Here is an 18760-nt window from a genome sequence, read left to right as displayed (position 1 = left end):
CGGAGGTGCCACATGCTGCTGATGCTCTCGCAATGGCTGCAGGGCCTGTCGCCCGAGTTCGGCTTCTTTCGGGTGTTCCAGTACCTCACGTTCCGTGCAGTGATGGCCGCCATGACGGCGCTGCTCATCGGGCTGGTGGCCGGCCCCAAGGTGATTCGCATCCTCACCTCGCTCAAGATCGGCCAGCCCATCCGCGGCTATGCGATGCAGTCGCACCTGTCCAAGAGCGGCACGCCCACCATGGGCGGTGTGTTGATCCTGTTGTCGATCGCCATTTCCACCCTGCTGTGGTTTGACCTGTCCAACCGCTTTGTGTGGATCGTGCTCATCGTCACGCTGGGTTTTGGCGCCATCGGCTGGGTGGACGACTGGCGCAAGGTGGTCAACAAGGACCCCGAAGGCATGCGTTCGCGCGAGAAGTACTTCTGGCAGTCGGTGATCGGCCTCATGGCCGCGCTGTACCTGGTGTTCAGCATTTCTGAAAGCTCCAACGCCAAGGTGTGGGAACTGTTCGTGGGCTGGGTGCAGTCGGGCTTTTCGCTGGACCTGCCGCCCAAGGCGGGGCTGCAGTTGCCCTTCTTCAAGGAAGTGAGTTACCCGCTGGGCGTGCTCGGCTTCGTGATCCTCACCTATCTTGTCATCGTGGGCTCCAGCAACGCGGTGAACCTGACCGACGGCCTGGACGGCCTGGCCATCATGCCCGTGGTGATGGTGGGCTCGGCGCTGGGCGTGTTTGCTTATGTCACCGGCAGCTCGGTGTATTCCAAGTACCTGTTCTTCCCGCACATTCCGGGTTCGGGCGAGTTGCTGATCTTCTGCGCTGCCATGGCGGGCGCGGGCCTGGCTTTCCTCTGGTTCAACGCGCACCCCGCCCAGGTTTTCATGGGCGACGTGGGGGCGCTGGCGCTGGGCGGAGCCCTGGGCACCATCGCCATCATCGTACGCCAGGAGATCGTGCTGGCCATCATGGGCGGCATCTTTGTGGTCGAGGCCCTGTCGGTGATGCTGCAGGTCACCTGGTTCAAGTTCACCAAGAAGCGCTATGGCGAAGGCCGCCGCCTGCTCAAGATGGCGCCCCTGCACCACCACTTTGAAAAGAGCGGCTGGAAAGAAACGCAGGTGGTCGTGCGCTTCTGGATCATCACCATGCTGCTGTGCCTGATTGGCCTGTCCACGCTGAAACTGCGATGAACCCGAACGATCCTCTTGTCCCTGACCCCCTCGGCACGTCCGAGGCCATGCCCCCGTTGGCAGGGGCTGGGGTGGATGCTGCCGGTGCTCCAGAGGTCGACCCTGGCAGGCAGGATGCTGCGCCCGCGGTGCCCGATGTGAATCCAGGGCAGGACACTGCGGCATCGGGCAGCGAGGTGCCAGACGGCATGCCTCCCGCAGAGGTCACTGAGGCGGCCCCAGGTGCGCCGGCAGGAAAGAGCACCAGCACTGCCTGGAACCCCGAGGCCGTGCCTGCTGTCTCCGCCGCGAAGGCCGCAGCGGATTTTGTGGCGCAGATCTTTGCCGAGGTGGCGGCTCCTGAGTCGGTAGCCGCTGACAGTGCGGGCGCCGCAGACACCGCAGAGGTCGACGAGCCTGCGACGCCGGACGTGCCTGCAGGCCCGGCGCGCGAGGGCGTTGCGAACCTGCTGCAAGGCCAGCACATCCTGATCCTGGGCCTGGGCGCCTCGGGCATGGCGATGGCACGCTGGTGCGTACGTTGCGGCGCGCAAGTCACTGTGGCCGACACGCGCGCCGCCCCGCCGCAACTGCCCGCACTGCAGCGAGAGCTGCCCCTGGTCCGCTTTGTGTCGGGCGCATTCGATGCCAGCTTGGTACAAGGGCAGAATCTGCACGCGGTCTATCGTTCGCCAGGGTTGAGCCCCGAGGCAGTTGCTCCTGTTTTCGAAGCGGCTCGTGCAAACAACATCAGCGCTGGCGGTGAGCTGAGTCTTTATGCCATGGCCCTGACAGCGCTGCGCGAATCGCACGCGTATGCCCCGGCCGTGCTGGCTATCACCGGGACCAACGGCAAGACCACCGTGACCTCGCTCACCGGACAGTTGGTGGAGCGCTCTGGCAAACGCGTGGCCGTGGCCGGCAACATCGGTCCGACCCTGCTCGACACACTGGCAGAACACCTGGATGCAGACACCTTGCCCGACGTGTGGGTGCTGGAACTATCGAGCTTTCAGCTGGATGGCGTGAATGGGGGTGAAGGGGGCTTCGAGCCCACGGCCGCCACGGTGCTCAACATCACGCAGGACCACCTGGACTGGCACGGCAGCATCGAGGCTTACGCTGCGGCCAAGGCGCGCATCTTTGGCCAGACGGGCTTGATGATCCTGAACCGCGAAGACGCTGTGGTGATGGCCATGCTGCCGCCACCCGTCAAGGTCAAGCTGCAAAAGCCGCAGGTGCGCGCGCACCTCACCTTTGGTGGCGACATGCCCCGGCGTCCGGGTGACTTTGGTATTGAGGTGGTGAGCGGCATGCCCTGGCTGGTGCGCGCCATGGACGCGGACGAAACCCGCAAGCGTGGCCGCAACGAGGTCGAAGAGGACCTGCACATCCAGCGGCTCATGCCGGCGGATGCCCTGCGCATCCGGGGCCGCCACAACGCCACCAACGCATTGGCCGCGCTGGCGCTGGCCACGGCGGCGGGTTGCCCGCTGGCGCCCATGCTGTACGGCCTGCGCGAGTACCGGGGCGAGCCGCACCGTGTGGAGCCCGTGGCCATCATCCACGGCGTGGAATATTTTGACGACAGCAAGGGCACCAACGTGGGCGCCACGGCGGCTGCGCTGGTGGGGCTGGGCACGGAGCGGCGTTTGGTGGTCATTCTGGGCGGAGAAGGCAAGGGGCAGGACTTTGCGCCCTTGGCAGCCCCCGTCGCACGTTATGCACGTGCGGTGGTGCTGATTGGCCGCGACGCACCGCTAATCCGCGCTGCGCTCCAGGACGCTGGCGTACCGTTGCTCGATGCGGACACCTTGCCTGAGGCCGTTGCACTGGCCGCGCAGCGCGCCCACTCTGGCGATGCGGTGCTGATGTCGCCCGCCTGCGCCAGTTTCGACATGTTCAAGGGCTACGAGCACCGCGCCCAGGTCTTTTGCGAGACCGTGCGGGCGATGGCCGACGATGCGGGCCAGTCGGTGGAGGGCATGCAATGACGGCACCCGCCAGCACCCTGTTGCAACGCGTGACCGGCTGGTTCGGTGGCCTGCCCGGCAAGGCGGCCGACGTGTTGCCCGTGCGCGTGGGCGGCACCGAGTACCGGCAGTCGTCCAGCACGCCCGCGAGCGTGCTGGGCTTTGACCAGGCCTTGCTCTGGGTGGTGGTGGCACTGCTGGCGTGGGGGTTGGTGATGGTGTATTCGGCGTCGATTGCCATGCCGGACAACCCGCGCTTTGCCAACTATGCGTCCACCCATTTCCTGACCCGTCACATGATGTACCTGGTGGTAGGGTTTGTGGCGGCGCTGCTGGCGTTCCAGGTGCCCATGGCGCTGTGGGAGCGGGTGGCGCCCTGGTTGTTCATCGTGGCCTTGCTCATGCTGGTGGCGGTTCTGATCCCCGGCGTGGGCAAGGTGGTCAATGGCGCGCGCCGCTGGCTGTCCATCGGCCCCGTGGGTTTCCAGCCCTCCGAGGTGGCCAAGTTTGCGGTGCTGATCTATGCCGCCGACTACATGGTGCGCAAGATGGAGGTGAAGGAGCGCTTCTTCCGCGCCGTGCTGCCCATGGGCGCTGCGGTGGCCATCGTCGGCGTGCTGCTGCTGGCCGAGCCCGACATGGGCGCCTTCATGGTGGTGGCCGTGATTGCCATGGGCATCCTGTTCCTCGGCGGTGTGAATGCCCGCATGTTCTTCCTGATCGCAGGGGTGCTGGTGGGTGCCTTTGCGCTGATGATCGCCAGTTCGCCCTGGCGCCGCGAGCGCGTGTTTGCGTACCTGGATCCCTTCAGCGAACAGCATGCACTCGGCAAGGGCTACCAGCTATCGCACTCGCTGATTGCCATCGGGCGCGGCGAGGTGTTTGGCGTGGGGCTGGGGGGCAGCGTGGAGAAGCTGCACTGGCTGCCCGAGGCGCACACCGACTTCCTGATGGCCGTGATCGGCGAAGAGTTTGGCCTGGTGGGCGTGGTCGCGCTCATCGTGCTGTTCCTGTGGATGACCCGCCGCATCATGCACATCGGCCGCCAGGCCATTGCGCTGGACCGCGTGTTCGCGGGGTTGGTGGCGCAGGGCGTGGCGATCTGGATCGGTTTTCAGGCCTTCATCAACATGGGCGTGAATTTGGGCGCGCTGCCGACCAAGGGGCTCACGCTGCCACTGATGAGTTTTGGCGGGTCGGCGATTTTGATGAATCTGGTGGCGCTGGCGGTGGTGCTGCGGGTCGATTACGAGAACAAGCTCCTCATGCGGGGAGGTCGCGTATGAGCACGCAGAAGACCGCCCTCATCATGGCTGGTGGAACCGGCGGCCACATCTTCCCCGGCTTGGCCGTGGCCGAGGAACTGCGCGCACGCGGCTGGCGTGTGCACTGGCTGGGCGCGCCCGGCAGCATGGAGTCGCGCATCGTGCCGCAGCACGGCTTTGCGCTGGAACTCATCGATTTTTCGGGTGTGCGCGGCAAGGGGCTCGTCACGCTGGCGCTGTTGCCGCTGCGCCTGATGCGTGCGTTCTGGCAGGCGCTGCAGGTCGTGCGCCGCGTGAAGCCCGACGTGGTGGTGGGCCTGGGTGGTTACATCACCTTTCCGGGCGGGATGATGGGCGTGCTCGCGGGCAAGCCCCTGGTGCTGCATGAGCAGAATTCGGTGGCGGGCATGGCGAACAAGGTCCTGGCCGGTGTGGCCGACCGCGTGTTCACGGCCTTCCCCAACGTGTTCAAACAGGGGCAGTGGGTGGGCAACCCGCTGCGCACTGCCTTCACGCAGCAGCCCGGCCCCTCGGAGCGGTTTGCGGGCCGCAGCGGCCCGCTGCGCCTGCTGGTGGTGGGCGGCAGCCTGGGCGCACGTGCGCTCAACGAGATCGTGCCCCAGGCCATCGCGCTGATGCCTGCCGACCAGCGCCCCACCGTGGTCCACCAAAGCGGTGCGGCGCAGATCGATGCGCTGCGCGCCAATTACGCCGCCGCCGGGGTCGAGGCAGAGCTGACGCCTTTCATCGACGACACCGCCAGCGCGTTTGCAGCGGCCGACATCATCGTTTGCCGGGCGGGGGCGAGCACCGTCACCGAGATCGCGGCCGTGGGCGCCGCGTCCATCTTTGTCCCCTTCCCGTCGGCCGTGGACGACCACCAGACCACCAACGCGCAGTTCCTCGTGAACGCAGGGGGCGGCTGGCTGGTGCAGCAGCGCGACCTGACGCCGCAAGGGCTGTCTGAAATGCTATTGAAATTAGAGCGGCCCACACTTGTGGATGTGGCGCTCAAGGCCAAAAACATGCAAAAAATCAACGCCACCCGCGAGGTGGTGACTGCCTGCGAGGAGTTGGCCCAACCATGAAACATGCGATTCGCCACATCCATTTCGTAGGCCTCGGCGGCGCCGGCATGAGTGGCATTGCCGAAGTGCTGTTCAACCTGGGTTACCGCATCTCGGGCTCGGACCTGGCCGACAGTGCCACGCTGCGCCGCCTGGCAGACCTCGGCATCAAGACCTGTCTCGGCCACGCGGCAGCGCACATCGATGGTGCCGATGCCGTGGTCACGTCCACAGCCGTCACTTCGGACAACCCTGAAGTGCTGGCCGCACGCGAAAAGAAGATCCCCGTGGTGCCGCGCGCACTGATGCTGGCCGAGCTGATGCGCCTGAAGCAGGGCATTGCCATCGCGGGCACGCACGGAAAGACCACCACCACCAGCCTCGTGACCAGCGTGCTGGCTGAGGCGGGGCTGGATCCGACCTTCGTCATCGGCGGCAGGCTTAACAGCGCGGGCGCCAATGCCAAGCTGGGCAGCGGCGACTACATCGTGGTCGAGGCCGATGAGTCCGACGCGTCGTTCTTGAACCTGCTGCCCGTGATGGCCGTGGTGACCAACATCGACGCCGACCACATGGAGACCTATGGCCACGACTTCGGCCGGCTCAAGGGCGCGTTTGTCGATTTCCTGCACCGCATGCCGTTCTACGGCACGGCCATCCTGTGTGTGGATAGTCCCGCCGTGCGCGACATCCTGCAGAGCGTGACCTGCCCCATCACCAGCTACGGCTTCTCGGAAGACGCGCAGGTGCGCGCCATCAACGTGCGCGCCGAGGCGGGCCAGATGCGCTTCACCGTGCAGCGGCGCAACGGCGTCACGCTGCCCGACATGGAGATCGTGCTCAACCTCGCGGGCGAGCACAACGTGCTCAACGCGCTGTCGGCCATTGCCGTGGCGGTGGAGCTGAACATCCCCGACGACGCCGCGCAGCGCGCGCTGGCTGGCTTCAAGGGCGTGGGCCGACGCTTCCAGCGCTATGGCGATCTGCCCGCGAAGGACGGCGGCACCTTCACCGTCATCGACGACTACGGCCACCACCCTGTGGAGATGGCTGCCACGCTGGCGGCCGCACGCGGCGCGTTCCCCGGGCGGCGCCTGGTGCTGGCCTTCCAGCCGCACCGCTACACCCGCACGCGCGATTGCTTTGAAGATTTCGTCAAGGTGATCGGCCATGCCGACGCGGTGCTGCTCACCGAGGTGTATGCCGCAGGCGAGGCGCCAGTCGTGGCCGCCGATGGACGCTCGCTAGCCCGTGCCCTGCGTGTGGCAGGGCGCGTGGAGCCGGTGTTTGTGGACAACGTGGCCGATCTGCCCCAGGCCATTGCCGACAACGCACGCGCGGGCGACGTGGTGATGTGCATGGGAGCCGGCTCCATTGGTGCCGTGCCCGGCAAGGTGGTTGAGATGCTACAAAATAATGAGCTGAAAGCGCATGGAGGGAGCGCACTATGACCCTTCCTAAATCGAATATCGATGTGAAGTCGCTGGGCAAGGTTGCCGTCCTGATGGGCGGGGACTCGGCCGAGCGCGAGGTGTCGCTGATGTCGGGCAGCGGCGTGCTGCAGGCGCTGCGCTCGCGTGGCGTGGATGCCCATGCGTTTGACCCCGCACAGAACGCGCTGGGCGACTTGAAGCGCGACGGCTACGCCCGCTGCTTCATCGCACTGCACGGCCGCCATGGCGAAGACGGCACGGTGCAGGGCGCGCTGGAGCTGCTGCGCATTCCGTACACCGGCCCCGGCGTGATGGCCTCGGCCATCGCCATGGACAAGGTCATGACCAAGCGGGTGTGGCTGGCCGAGGGCCTGCCCACGCCCCGCTATGTGTGGCTGGCTCCCGACCGGCAGCAGCGCGAGGTGGTGCGCACCGTGCCCGACGAGCTGGGCCTGCCGCTCATCGTCAAGCCGCCGCGCGAAGGCTCGTCCATCGGCGTGACCAAGGTGCGCGGCTATTCGGACATGCAGGAGGCCGTGCAGCTCTCTGCCCAGTACGACCCCGACGTGCTCTGCGAAGAGTTCATCGAGGGCGAAGAGGTGACCTGCCCCGTGCTGGGCCAGGGCGCCAGCGCGCGTGCGCTGCCGGTGATCCGCATCGTGGCGCCCGATGGCGCCTACGACTACCAGAACAAGTACTTCACCGACGACGTGAAGTACCAGTGCCCAAGCGGCCTGCCCGAGGCCGAAGAGCGCGAGATCCAGCGCATCGTGCTGGAGGCTTACCGCACCCTGGGCTGCCGGGGCTGGGGCCGTGCCGACCTGATGATCCGCGCGAGTGACCGCAAGCCCTTCCTGCTGGAGATGAACACATCCCCTGGCATGACGGGGCATTCGCTGGTGCCCATGTCGGCCCGCGCCTCGGGCATCAGCTACGAAGAGCTGTGTCTGCGCATCCTCGCCGATGCGGCCCTCGACACGCCCGCAAAACCAAAGGCCGCCTGATGACCCAGACGCTGCCCGCACCCCTGGACGTCAAGCTCATGAACCTGACCGCGTCGGTCCTGTTCGTGGGCTGCGCCCTGGCCGTGCTGGCGGCGGGGGTGGGGTGGGTGCTGCGCTACCCCGGCTTTGCCATCGCACGCATCGTGGTGCAGGGCGAGCTGGTGCACAACAACGCGGTGACCCTGCGGGCCAATGTGGCGCCACATCTGGTGGGCAACTTCTTCACCGTGGACCTGCGTGCTGCCCGCGAGGCCTTCGAGCAGGTGCCCTGGGTACGCCGCGCGCAAGTGCGTCGGGTGTACCCCGGCAGCTTGCGTGTGGAGTTGCAGGAGCATGACGCGGTGGCGTACTGGGGGCCGGACACCGGCTCAGCGCTGGTCAACAGCCAGGGCGAAGTCTTCGAGGCCAATGTGGGCGACGTGGAGCAGGAGGGCCTGCCGCGCCTGCAGGGGCCTACAGGCAGCTCGGCCGAGGTGCTGCAGATGTATGGGCTGCTGGAGCCAGTGTTCAAACCTCTGGGCCTGGACGTGGAAGAGCTGCAGTTGACCGGGCGAGGCGGCTGGCGCGCGACCCTCGACAGCGAGGCCGTGGTGGAGCTGGGAGGCGGTACGCCGCAGGAAGTGGTGCAGCGCACGCAGCGTTTTGTACGCACCCTGACCCAGGTGGCCGCGCAGTATGGCCGCCGCGTGGACGCGCTGGAGTCTGCGGACCTGCGCCACGCCGGGGGCTACGCCCTGCGCCTGCGGGGTGTGGCCACAGTGACTGCAGACGCAACCGGCGCGACGGCCGTGCGCAAGAGGTAATGGCATGAGGCAAGACAGAGCAAAACGCAGCACTCTGCGGGCCCCGAGAGGGCGGTGCGAGGGGTTGGTGGGACAGCGGGACAGAACCGAGAAGGGCAGAGACTGATATGGCAAGAGAATACAAAGACGTCGTCGTGGGGCTGGACATTGGCACCGCCAAGGTCATGGCTGTGGTGGCCGAGGTTCTGCCCAATGGCGAGCTCAAGCTCGCAGGCTTGGGCGTGGCCCCAAGCAACGGTCTCAAGCGTGGGGTGGTGGTCAACATCGATGCCACCGTGCAGAGCATCCAGCAGGCGCTGAAAGAGGCCGAGCTGATGGCGGACTGCAAGATCCAGCGCGTCTACACCGGCATCACGGGCAGCCACATTCGCGGTCTCAACTCCAGCGGCATGGTGGCGGTGAAGGACAAGGAAGTCACGTCGGCCGACGTGGCCCGCGTGGTGGAGACGGCCAAGGCCATCAACATCAGCAGCGACCAGCGCCTGTTGCTGGTGGAGCCGCAGGAATTCGTGATCGACGGGCAGGATGTGAAGGAGCCCATCGGCATGAGCGGCATCCGCCTGGAGGCCAAGATCCACATCGTGACCGGCGCGCAGAGCGCGGCCGAGAACATCATCAAGTGTGTGCGCCGCTGCGGCCTGGAAGTGGAGCAGCTCATGCTCAATCCGCTGGCCAGCAGCCAGGCGGTGCTGACCGACGACGAGCGCGAGCTGGGCGTGGTGGTGGTGGACATCGGCGCGGGCACGACCGATGTCGCCATCTTCACTGGCGGCGCGATTCGCCACACCGCGGTGATTCCGATTGCGGGCGACCTCATCACCAGCGACATCGCCATGGCACTGCGCACGCCGACCAAGGACGCGGAGGACATCAAGGTGGAAAGCGGCTACGCCAAGCAACTGTTGGCTGACCCCGAGGCGCAGGTGGAAGTGCCCGGCCTGGGTGACCGCAGCCCGCGCATGCTGAGCAAGCAGGCGCTGGCCGGTGTGATCGAGCCGCGTGTCGAAGAAATCTTCTCGCTCGTGCAGCAGGTGGTGCGCGAGTCGGGCTACGAAGAAGTGCTGTCGTCGGGCATCGTGCTCACGGGCGGCAGCTCGGTCATGCCGGGAATGATCGAACTGGGCGAGGACATCTTCCTCAAGCCCGTGCGGCGCGGCATGCCGAAGTATTCCAGCGCCCTGGCTGACATGGTGGCCCAGCCCCGTGCAGCCACCGTGATGGGGCTGCTTGAAGAAGCGCGCCTGGCACGTCTGCGCGGCTTCAAGGTGGCTCAGAAGAGTGGGTCCATGAAGACCGCATTCGGGCGCTTCAAAGATTTCATCGTGGGGAATTTCTGACCATGAAATACCCCCTGTGGCTAGCGCGTGGGAGCCCTCACCCGATACCGCGCGAGCGATGGCGATGTACAGGACCGCCGCGCACTACAAGAAAAATGATCCCATCTCTCAATTGGCAATTGCATACGAATTTAGAACCAGGAGCTCCAAGATGACCATCGAAATGATCGAAGCCGAAGAATTCAACCAGGGCACCCAGATCAAGGTGATCGGTGTGGGCGGTGGCGGCAGCAATGCCGTCGAGCACATGATTGCCCGCAGCGTGCAGGGCGTGGAGTTTGTCAGCGCCAACACCGATGCACAGGCGCTCACGCGCAGCTCGGCGCACCGCGTCATCCAGCTGGGCAACAGCGGCCTGGGTGCTGGGGGCAAGCCCGAGAAGGCCCGCGATGCGGCTGAGGCGGCGGTGGCCGATATCCGTGAAGCCATCTCTGGCGCCCACATGCTGTTCATCACGGCGGGCATGGGCGGCGGCACGGGCACGGGCGCTGCGCCCGTGATCGCGCGCGTGGCCAAGGAGATGGGCATCCTGACGGTGGGCGTGGTCACCAAGCCTTTCGACTGGGAAGGCGGTCGCCGCATGAAGAATGCGGACGATGGCCTGGCCGAACTGGAAGCCAACGTGGACTCGCTGATTGTTGTGCTCAACGAGAAGCTGCTGGACGTGCTGGGCGACGACATCACCCAGGACGAGGCCTTTGCGCACGCCAATGACGTGCTCAAGAACGCTGTGGGCGGTATCGCTGAGATCATCAACGAATACGGCCAGGTGAACGTGGACTTTGAAGACGTGCGCACCGTGATGGGCGAGCCGGGCAAGGCCATGATGGGCACGGCCACGGCCAGCGGCCCAGACCGCGCACGCATCGCAGCCGAGCAGGCCATCGCCTGCCCGCTGCTCGAAGGCATCGACCTGTCGGGCGCCAAGGGTGTGCTGGTGCTGGTCACGGCCAGCAAGGGCAGCCTCAAGCTGTCCGAGTCACGCCAGGCCATGAACACCATCAACGCCTACGCATCGACCGACGCGCACGTGATCTTTGGTGCTGCCTATGACGAAAGCCTGGGCGACGAGATCCGCGTGACCGTGGTGGCCACGGGTCTGTCGCGTGCCAATGCGCGCCGGCAGCCCATCTCGGTGGTGCAGGGTGGCCTGCGCACTGGTACGGACAACATGGCCTACCAAATGCCTGTCGCCGGTGTGGGTACGCTGGGTGGTGCCGTGGGCGTGCAAGGCGGCCACACGGGCAGCGCGCAGGCCGACTATGGCAGCATGTCGGTACCCAGCGTGTGGCGTACCAACCGCACGCAGGCCGCAGCCCGCGTGGATGCCCTGTCGTCCGGCGGTATGGATGACCTGGAAATCCCCGCCTTCCTGCGCAAGCAAGCGGACTGACAACCGCGCAGATCGCACCCTGCGGCCCCCTCCCGGAGGCTGCAAGACAAAAAGCCCTGCCGGCGCAAGCTGGTAGGGCTTTTTGACTGGGCGAACGTCAGCAGGCTCTCAGGCCTGGGCCGCCCCAGGCCTCTGAGTGGTCAGAAAGATTCCCAGTCATCGTTATTGTCAGCCGCAGGCTTGGGGCTGCTTGCCTTGGGGGGCAATGCCGCCGCTGGCGCGGGTGAAGGCGCAGCAGCACGAGGGGCTGCCGGCGCCTTGGCCAGGGCCGGGCGGGGCGCTGCCGCACGCACGGCAGGTGCCACGGCGGGGCGGGGCGCAGCTGCGGGGCGGCTGGCCGGGGCGGGCGCGGAGGTGCTGCCGTTCACGCGGAACAGCGCCACCACCTGGGTGAGCTTCATGGCTTGCTCGCGCAGGCTGTCTGCTGCTGCAGCCGACTGCTCCACCAGCGCTGAGTTCTGTTGGGTCATCTGGTCCAGCTGGTTCACGGCGGTGTTGACCTGGGCAATGCCCTGGCTCTGCTCCGAGGTGGCCGAGCGGATTTCTCCAATGATGTCCGTCACGCGTTGAACGCTGTCCACGATCTCGGTCATGGTGGCGCCTGCATTGCCCACCAGTTGTGTGCCCGATGCCACCTTCTCCACGGAAGCGTCGATCAATGTCTTGATTTCCTTGGCGGCTGCAGCGCTGCGCTGTGCCAGGCTGCGTACTTCGCTGGCGACCACCGCGAAACCGCGACCCTGTTCACCTGCGCGCGCTGCCTCGACGGCGGCGTTGAGCGCCAGGATGTTGGTCTGGAACGCGATCCCGTCGATGACGCCGATGATGTCGCTGATCTTGTTGCTGCTGGCGTTGATGTCCTGCATGGTGGATACCACTCGGGACACCACTTCCCCTCCGCGCGCCGCCACGGCAGCCGCTGAAGTTGCCATCTGGTTGGCGGTTTGCGCGGAGTCCGATGTCTGCTTCACGGTGCTGGTGAGCTCCTCCATGCTGCTGGCGGTGGTTTGCAGGTTGCTGGCCGTGTCTTCGGTGCGGTGGGCCAGGTCGTTGTTGCCCTGGGCAATTTCCCCCGACGCCGTAGCAATGCTGTCCGTGGCCGACCGTACCTCGGTCACCAGCTTGCGCAGCGAGGCCACCATGTGGGCCAAGCCATCGAGCATGGAGCCCGGTGGGGCGGCAGGGATCTGGGCGTCGAGGTTGCCTTCGGCCACTTCGGACATGATGGCAATGGCGTGGGTGGGTTCGCCACCAATCTGGCGCAACACCGAGCGCGACACCAGCAGGCCGATCACCCCCACCGCCACAAACACCGCCACCACCAGAGCAAGGCTCGACCACAGGGCCTGGCGCAGCATGGCATCGACGTCGTCCGTATACAGCCCGGAGCCCACCATCCAGTTCCAGCCGTCCACTTTGACGATGTACTGCAGCTTGGGCACGGGTGTCTGCTGGCCGGGGCGCGCGAACATGGTGGGCACAAAGGCCTTGCCGTCCTTGCTGCTGCGCATGCCGTTTACCAGCAGGCCGATGATGTCCACGCCCGAACCATCCTTGACCTTGCCGAGCATGTCCTGCCCGTCCCACTCGGTCTTGAAGGGGTGCATCACGCCCACGCCCTCGGTGGTCCAGATGTAGAAATATTCGGTCTTGCCCTCGGGGCCGCCGTAGCGTGCAATGCGCAGGGCGTCCTTGGCAGCCTTCTGCGCGTCTTCCACCGACATGGCGCCGCTCGCGGCCTTGGCCTGGTAACCGACCACGATGCTGTGTGCGGACTGGACGGCGGTGGTCAGCAGGTCCTTGCGGGACTCGGTGATCAGTCGCCGCTCCTGGAGGAGTGACAGGATGGCCATGATCAGCAGCGCCGTGAGCGCGGTGCCGATCATGAGCATGACTTTCATCTTGAAACTGAGTTTGCTCATGGGAGTCTCCTGTGGGGCGGGTGTCGTGTGTTCATGTTGTGGTTGTTAAGGCCCTCTGTACCAAATTGTGCGGCGAACCATGGGGCCTGCACAGTAGGTGAAAACGCGGCGGTAGCTCTACGTACGCGTTGCTTTGCGGAGCGACAAGACCTCGGCACGTGCGGGGCGGTGCCGCAGAAACTAAAATGCGCAGATGCTCCAGCAACGCACCCTCAAGACCCTGACCCGCGCCGTAGGCGTGGGTCTGCACAGCGGCCAACGGGTCGAGTTGACCCTGCGGCCCGCGCAGCCGGACACAGGCATCGTGTTCCGGCGGGTGGATCTGCCGCAGCCGGTGGACATTCCCATCCGTGCCGAGGCTGTGACGGATACGAGGCTGGCGTCCACCATCGCGGTGGGCAATGCCAAGGTGCACACGGTGGAGCACCTGATGTCGGCCTGTGCGGGGCTGGGCATCGACAACCTGTACGTGGACATCACGGCCGAAGAGGTCCCCATCCTCGATGGGTCTTCGGCCTCGTTTGTGTTCCTGTTGCAAAGCGCCGGGGTGGAGCTGCAGAACGCACCCAAGCGCTTCATCCGCGTCACCCGGCCCGTGGAGGTGCGCGAGGGCGAGGGCGCCAACGCCAAGTGGGCGCGCCTCACGCCGTACCACGGCTACAAGCTCAGCTTCGAAATCGACTTCGACCACCCGGCCGTGGACTCCACCGGCCAGCGTGTGGAGTTTGACCTGGGGCAAGGCAACTACAGCCGCGACATTGCCCGCGCCCGCACCTTCGGCTTCACCCGCGATGTGGAGATGATGCGCTCCAACGGCCTGGCGCTGGGCGGCGGGCTGGACAACGCCATCGTGATGGACGACTACAAGGTGCTCAACAGCGACGGCCTGCGCTATGACGACGAGTTCGTGAAGCACAAGATCCTGGATGCCATGGGTGACCTGTACCTCATCGGCAAGCCGCTGCTGGCCGCCTACAGTGCGTTCCGCTCGGGCCATGCCATGAACAACCTCTTGCTGCGCGAGCTGCTGGCCCAGCGTGATGCCTGGGAGGTGGTCACGTTCGAGGACGAGCGCCAGGCTCCCACCGGCTTTGCGCAGCCTGCGCGCGCCTGGTAGGGCCCGTTTGCCATGTTGATCTTTCGCTGGCTGGCCATGCTGCTGCTCCTGGCGGCGGCCGTGTCGTTCGCGTTTTACGCGGGCACAGGGCAGCCGCGCTACAAGCGCCTGGGGCTCGTCATCCTCAAGTGGACAGTGATTGCCGCCGTCTTTTTCTTTGCGGTGATCCTCATCGGCCGCCTCGCCTGATGCGCGGGCTCTGCACCGCCGTTTTTTCTCTGGCCTATACTCGCGCCTGCTCCGGGGTGTGCTGATGCGCTGAGATGCAAGAGTCCTGAAGGAATTCAGGCGAGCTTGCGAACCCGACGAACTTGATCCGGTTCATACCGGCGGAAGAAGAGCCGACCTCCTTGTCCCCGTGCCCGCACTCCCTGTGGACACGCCTTGCCTCAGGTGCTGCCATGCGCAGCCACCCGAGGGGCGCACAGGTCCATTCCGGAGCAGACCCACCGCCACCGGAACCAGGAGACCTGCCCATGAACGCCCCCGACCCCCACGCCACACTGGCTGCCCCTGAAAAGTTCGCCGAGCTGCTCGCACGCACCCGCGAACCCTTCCCCGCATCCCGCAAGGCCTATATCCCCGGCCATCTGCACACCGACCTGCGCGTGCCCGTTCGCGACATCGCGCTCACCAACGGCGAGCTGGTCAGCGTATACGACACCTCCGGTCCTTACACCGACCCTGAAGCCGTGATCGACGTGCGCAAGGGCCTGGCCAGCGTGCGCGGTAGCTGGATCGCCGGCCGTGGCGATGTGGAGCACTACGAAGGCCGCGCCCCCGTAGCGCTGGACGACGGCCAAAAGAGCGAAGATGCCACCCGCCTCGCCCAGCTGCGCGCCGAGGCCGCCGCCTTGCAGCGCAAGCCCCTGCGCGCCAAGGCGGGTGCCAATGTCACGCAGATGCACTACGCCAAGAAGGGCATCGTCACGCCCGAGATGGAATACGTCGCCATCCGCGAAAACGGCAAGCGTGAGTGGATGGAACAGTACATGGCCGACGCAGGCCGTGAAAAGCGCCTGATGGGCAACCCGATGGGCGCGAGCATCCCGCGCATCATCACCCCCGAATTTGTGCGCGACGAAGTGGCTCGGGGCCGCGCCATCATCCCCGCCAACATCAACCACCCCGAGGTGGAACCGATGGCGATTGGCCGCAACTTCCTGGTCAAGATCAACGCCAACATCGGTAACTCGGCTGTCACCTCCAGCATCGAAGAAGAAGTGGAAAAGCTCGTCTGGGCCATCCGCTGGGGGGCCGACAACGTGATGGACCTGTCCACTGGCAAGAACATCCACACCACACGCGACTGGATCGTGCGCAACAGCCCTGTGCCCATCGGCACGGTGCCGATCTACCAGGCGCTCGAAAAAGTGGGTGGCGTGGCCGAAGACCTGACCTGGGCGATCTTCCGCGACACGCTCATCGAGCAGGCCGAGCAGGGCGTGGATTACTTCACCATCCATGCGGGCGTGCGCCTCGCTTACATCCACCTCACGGCGCAGCGGCGCACGGGCATCGTCTCGCGCGGCGGCTCCATCATGGCCAAGTGGTGCATGGCGCACCACCGCGAGAGCTTTTTGTACGAGCACTTCGAAGACATCTGCGACATCATGAAGGCGTACGACGTGTCGTTCAGCCTGGGTGACGGCCTGCGGCCTGGCTGCGCGTCCGATGCCAACGACGAAGCGCAATTTGCCGAGCTGCACACGCTGGGCGAGCTGACCCAGGTGGCCTGGAAGCACGACGTGCAGACCATGATCGAAGGCCCGGGCCATGTGCCCATGCACATGATCCAGGCCAACATGACCGAGCAGCTCAAGACCTGCCACGAGGCGCCTTTCTACACCCTGGGCCCGCTGACCATCGACATCGCCCCCGGCTACGACCACATTGCCTCGGCCATTGGCGCGGCCATGATCGGCTGGATGGGCACGGCCATGTTGTGCTACGTGACGCCCAAGGAGCACCTGGGACTGCCCGACCGCGACGACGTGAAGCAGGGGATCATTGCCTACAAGATCGCCGCCCACGCGGCCGATGTGGCCAAGGGCCACCCCGGCGCTCGCTCGCGCGATGATGCGCTCAGCCAGGCGCGCTTTGACTTCCGCTGGCAGGACCAGTTCAACCTGGGCCTGGACCCTGAGACCGCCAAGGAATACCACGACGAGACCCTGCCCAAGGACTCGGCCAAGGTGGCGCATTTCTGCTCGATGTGTGGCCCCAAGTTCTGCTCGATGAAGATCACCCAGGAGGTGCGTGACTTCGCCGCCCAGAAGGGTGTGGCCGAGGCTGACGCCCTGGCCCAGGGCATGCAGACCAAGGCGGCGGAGTTCCAGAAGGGCGGGGGCGAGCTGTACATCCCGCTCAAGCCCGTGTGACAGCAGCGCAATAAGCGCAGCTACTGGCCCCGAGGATTCCCTGAAACAGGGCCCCGGGGCCGTGCTTACCCTGTGCGGTGGACCGTCTTGCCCGGCATATAGTCCCGCCCACCCCCGGCCCAGAAGGCGGGGGGTGTGTGTGGCACCAAATTTGCTATGCTGGACTGTCTGTTAAAAAATGTAAGGAAGAGCCATGAATGCTCTCGGCCGCTTCTCCATCCGCACGCGTCTCTACTTCGGAACCGTCTTTTCCCTGATCCTTCTGGTCGTCATTGGTGCCATGGGCTACGTGGCCCTGGACCGAACGCGCGGCACGCTGCAGGTGCTGTTTTCAGAACGCGTGCAGACGCTGACCGACATGTCCGAGCTGCGCACCACCCTGGGTGACCTGCGCCGGACCGAAAAAGACATCATCATCAACTTCAACAACTCGGTCGAGGTCTCTGCCCTGCGCGAGTCCTGGGCCAAAACCCTGACCTCCCTGCGCAAGCGCCTGGCCGATGTGCGGCAAGTGCAGTCGGGCGATGCCGAGTTTGTGGCCTCGATCGACAAATCGCTCGATGAGATCAAGCAGTACGAAACCGGCATCTCACCCATCTTCGAAAAGATCGAGGGCGCGCAGCTCGACGGCGCAGGGGGCGGCGCCTACGCCGACCGCCTGAAGGTCCACATGGAAGCCACCGACAAGCTGTTCTCCAGCCTGGCGGGTTCGGCACGTGCGCAGATGGACGAGGCCCGCGCGGGTGTCGAATCGCGCACCTCCACCATGGCCGCACTGATTGGTGTGGGCCTGGTGCTGGCGCTGGCGGTGCTGATTCCGCTCACGTTCTTCAGCGTGCGTTCCATCACCAAGTCCCTCGGACAGGCACAGGAGCTGGCCGAACGCATTGCCAGTGGCGATTTGTCGCGCGATGTGGCAGCCATGAACCAGGATGAAGTGGGCCAGCTGGTGGGCGCCATGGGCCGCATGCAGGACTCGTTGCGTGACCTGGTGCGCCAGGTGCAGGACGCGGCGGGCAACATCTCCACCGCCAGCTCCGAGATCGCCAGCGGCAACCATGACCTGAGCCACCGCACCGAGCAGACAGCGGCCAACCTGGAAGAGACCGCCTCGTCGATGGAGGTGCTGACCAGCACCGTGCAGCAAAGCGCCCAGGCCTCGCGCCAGGCCAGCGACTTTGCCTCGTCCGCCGCCGAGGTGGCTGCGCGCGGTGGCGCCGTGGTGTCGCAGGTGGTGACCACCATGGACCAGATCACCACCAGCTCGCGCAAGATTGCCGACATCACGGGCGTGATCGATTCGATTGCGTTCCAGACCAACATCCTGGCGCTCAACGCGGCGGTGGAAGCCGCCCGTGCCGGTGAGCAGGGCCGTGGCTTTGCGGTGGTGGCCAGCGAGGTGCGCAACCTGGCGCAGCGCAGCGCCGAAGCGGCCAAGGAGATCAAGGGCCTGATCGGTTCGTCGGTGGAGCGGGTCGAAGACGGCTCGCGCCTGGTAAGCCAGGCCGGCCAAACCATGACCGAGATCGTGAGCAGCGTGCGGCGCGTGTCCGACATCATTGCGGAGATCACCGCTTCGTCGGCCGAGCAAAGCGACAACATCGGCCAGATCAGCCAGTCGGTCACGCAGCTCGACCAGATGACCCAGCAGAACGCGGCACTGGTGGAGGAGTCCACCGCAGCGTCCGAGTCGCTGCGCGAGCAGGCGCACCACCTCAACAGCGCGGTCAGCCAGTTCAAGCTGCAGGATGGCGCGACGGCATCCCCGGCGTTTAGCACCTCGGCACCTGCAACGCCCGCCGCACCTGCGATGGCCCAGGTGGGGCGCCGGCCCGCGCTGCAGATCCGGTAGTTTGAAGTGTTTTTGGCTGGTAGCGCTAGTGCTTCATGCGCTA

At 65.7% G+C, this 18760-nt stretch carries 14 protein-coding genes and 1 riboswitch; of the genes, 13 read left to right on the top strand and 1 reads right to left on the bottom strand.

Translation table 11 applies throughout. The features are described from left to right. Window positions 1-12 precede the first annotated feature (12 nt). The 9 genes from mraY (at window position 13) to ftsZ (ending at window position 11445) form a co-directional block, all read left to right on the top strand. Entirely contained in the window at window positions 13-1191 is a 1179-nt protein-coding gene (gene mraY, locus ATF69_RS04005; protein WP_015012552.1) for a phospho-N-acetylmuramoyl-pentapeptide-transferase, read from the top strand. Beyond that, window positions 1188-3164: a UDP-N-acetylmuramoyl-L-alanine--D-glutamate ligase gene (murD, locus tag ATF69_RS04000; RefSeq protein WP_425291760.1), complete on the top strand. Its 1977-nt coding sequence runs from the start codon at window positions 1188-1190 to the stop codon at window positions 3162-3164. Before mraY ends, murD begins: the two co-directional genes overlap by 4 nt. Next, complete coding sequence (gene ftsW, locus ATF69_RS03995; RefSeq protein ID WP_056059212.1) at window positions 3161-4429, top strand: putative lipid II flippase FtsW; 1269 nt, start codon at window positions 3161-3163, stop codon at window positions 4427-4429. The genes murD and ftsW overlap by 4 nt, the downstream gene beginning before the upstream one ends. Further along, window positions 4426-5496, top strand: coding sequence for an undecaprenyldiphospho-muramoylpentapeptide beta-N-acetylglucosaminyltransferase (murG, locus tag ATF69_RS03990; protein ID WP_146869959.1), 1071 nt, complete (start codon window positions 4426-4428; stop codon window positions 5494-5496). Before ftsW ends, murG begins: the two co-directional genes overlap by 4 nt. Beyond that, on the top strand, window positions 5493-6926 hold the full coding sequence (gene murC, locus ATF69_RS03985) for a UDP-N-acetylmuramate--L-alanine ligase (RefSeq protein ID WP_146869958.1): 1434 nt from the start codon (window positions 5493-5495) through the stop codon (window positions 6924-6926). Before murG ends, murC begins: the two co-directional genes overlap by 4 nt. Further along, window positions 6923-7912, top strand: coding sequence for a D-alanine--D-alanine ligase (locus ATF69_RS03980; RefSeq protein ID WP_146869957.1), 990 nt, complete (start codon window positions 6923-6925; stop codon window positions 7910-7912). Before murC ends, ATF69_RS03980 begins: the two co-directional genes overlap by 4 nt. Continuing rightward, a complete protein-coding gene (locus tag ATF69_RS03975) occupies window positions 7912-8715 on the top strand; it encodes a cell division protein FtsQ/DivIB (protein WP_146869956.1) in 804 nt (267 codons plus the stop codon). The genes ATF69_RS03980 and ATF69_RS03975 overlap by 1 nt, the downstream gene beginning before the upstream one ends. Before the next feature lie 107 nt (window positions 8716-8822). Further along, window positions 8823-10052 (top strand): cell division protein FtsA, encoded by a 1230-nt coding sequence (gene ftsA / locus ATF69_RS03970; protein WP_146869955.1) that lies wholly within the window; start codon window positions 8823-8825, stop codon window positions 10050-10052. Window positions 10053-10203: 151 nt separating this feature from the next. Then, on the top strand, window positions 10204-11445 hold the full coding sequence (gene ftsZ, locus ATF69_RS03965) for a cell division protein FtsZ (protein ID WP_056059196.1): 1242 nt from the start codon (window positions 10204-10206) through the stop codon (window positions 11443-11445). 140 nt (window positions 11446-11585) lie between these two features. On the opposite strand, the gene ATF69_RS03960 is transcribed toward ftsZ, so the two are convergent. After that, window positions 11586-13367, bottom strand: a complete 1782-nt coding sequence (locus tag ATF69_RS03960; protein WP_146869954.1) for a methyl-accepting chemotaxis protein — start codon at window positions 13365-13367, stop codon at window positions 11586-11588. A gap of 193 nt (window positions 13368-13560) precedes the next feature. Here ATF69_RS03960 and lpxC point away from each other — a divergent pair, with 193 nt between their 5' ends. The 4 genes from lpxC (at window position 13561) to ATF69_RS03945 (ending at window position 18717) form a co-directional block, all read left to right on the top strand. After that, a complete protein-coding gene (gene lpxC, locus ATF69_RS03955; RefSeq protein ID WP_015012562.1) occupies window positions 13561-14484 on the top strand; it encodes a UDP-3-O-acyl-N-acetylglucosamine deacetylase in 924 nt (307 codons plus the stop codon). Window positions 14485-14496: 12 nt separating this feature from the next. Next, complete coding sequence (locus ATF69_RS23135) at window positions 14497-14673, top strand: hypothetical protein (RefSeq protein ID WP_015012563.1); 177 nt, start codon at window positions 14497-14499, stop codon at window positions 14671-14673. 42 nt (window positions 14674-14715) lie between these two features. Further along, window positions 14716-14839: riboswitch (TPP riboswitch) on the top strand. A gap of 148 nt (window positions 14840-14987) precedes the next feature. Beyond that, complete coding sequence (thiC, locus tag ATF69_RS03950; RefSeq protein WP_099732224.1) at window positions 14988-16865, top strand: phosphomethylpyrimidine synthase ThiC; 1878 nt, start codon at window positions 14988-14990, stop codon at window positions 16863-16865. Window positions 16866-17058: 193 nt separating this feature from the next. Further along, window positions 17059-18717, top strand: coding sequence for a methyl-accepting chemotaxis protein (locus ATF69_RS03945; protein ID WP_056059188.1), 1659 nt, complete (start codon window positions 17059-17061; stop codon window positions 18715-18717). The last annotated feature ends 43 nt before the right edge of the window (window positions 18718-18760 follow it).

This window comes from Acidovorax delafieldii (assembly GCF_007993815.1).
GTDB lineage: Bacteria > Pseudomonadota > Gammaproteobacteria > Burkholderiales > Burkholderiaceae_C > Acidovorax > Acidovorax delafieldii.
This window is presented reverse-complemented; position numbering and strand designations above follow the sequence as displayed.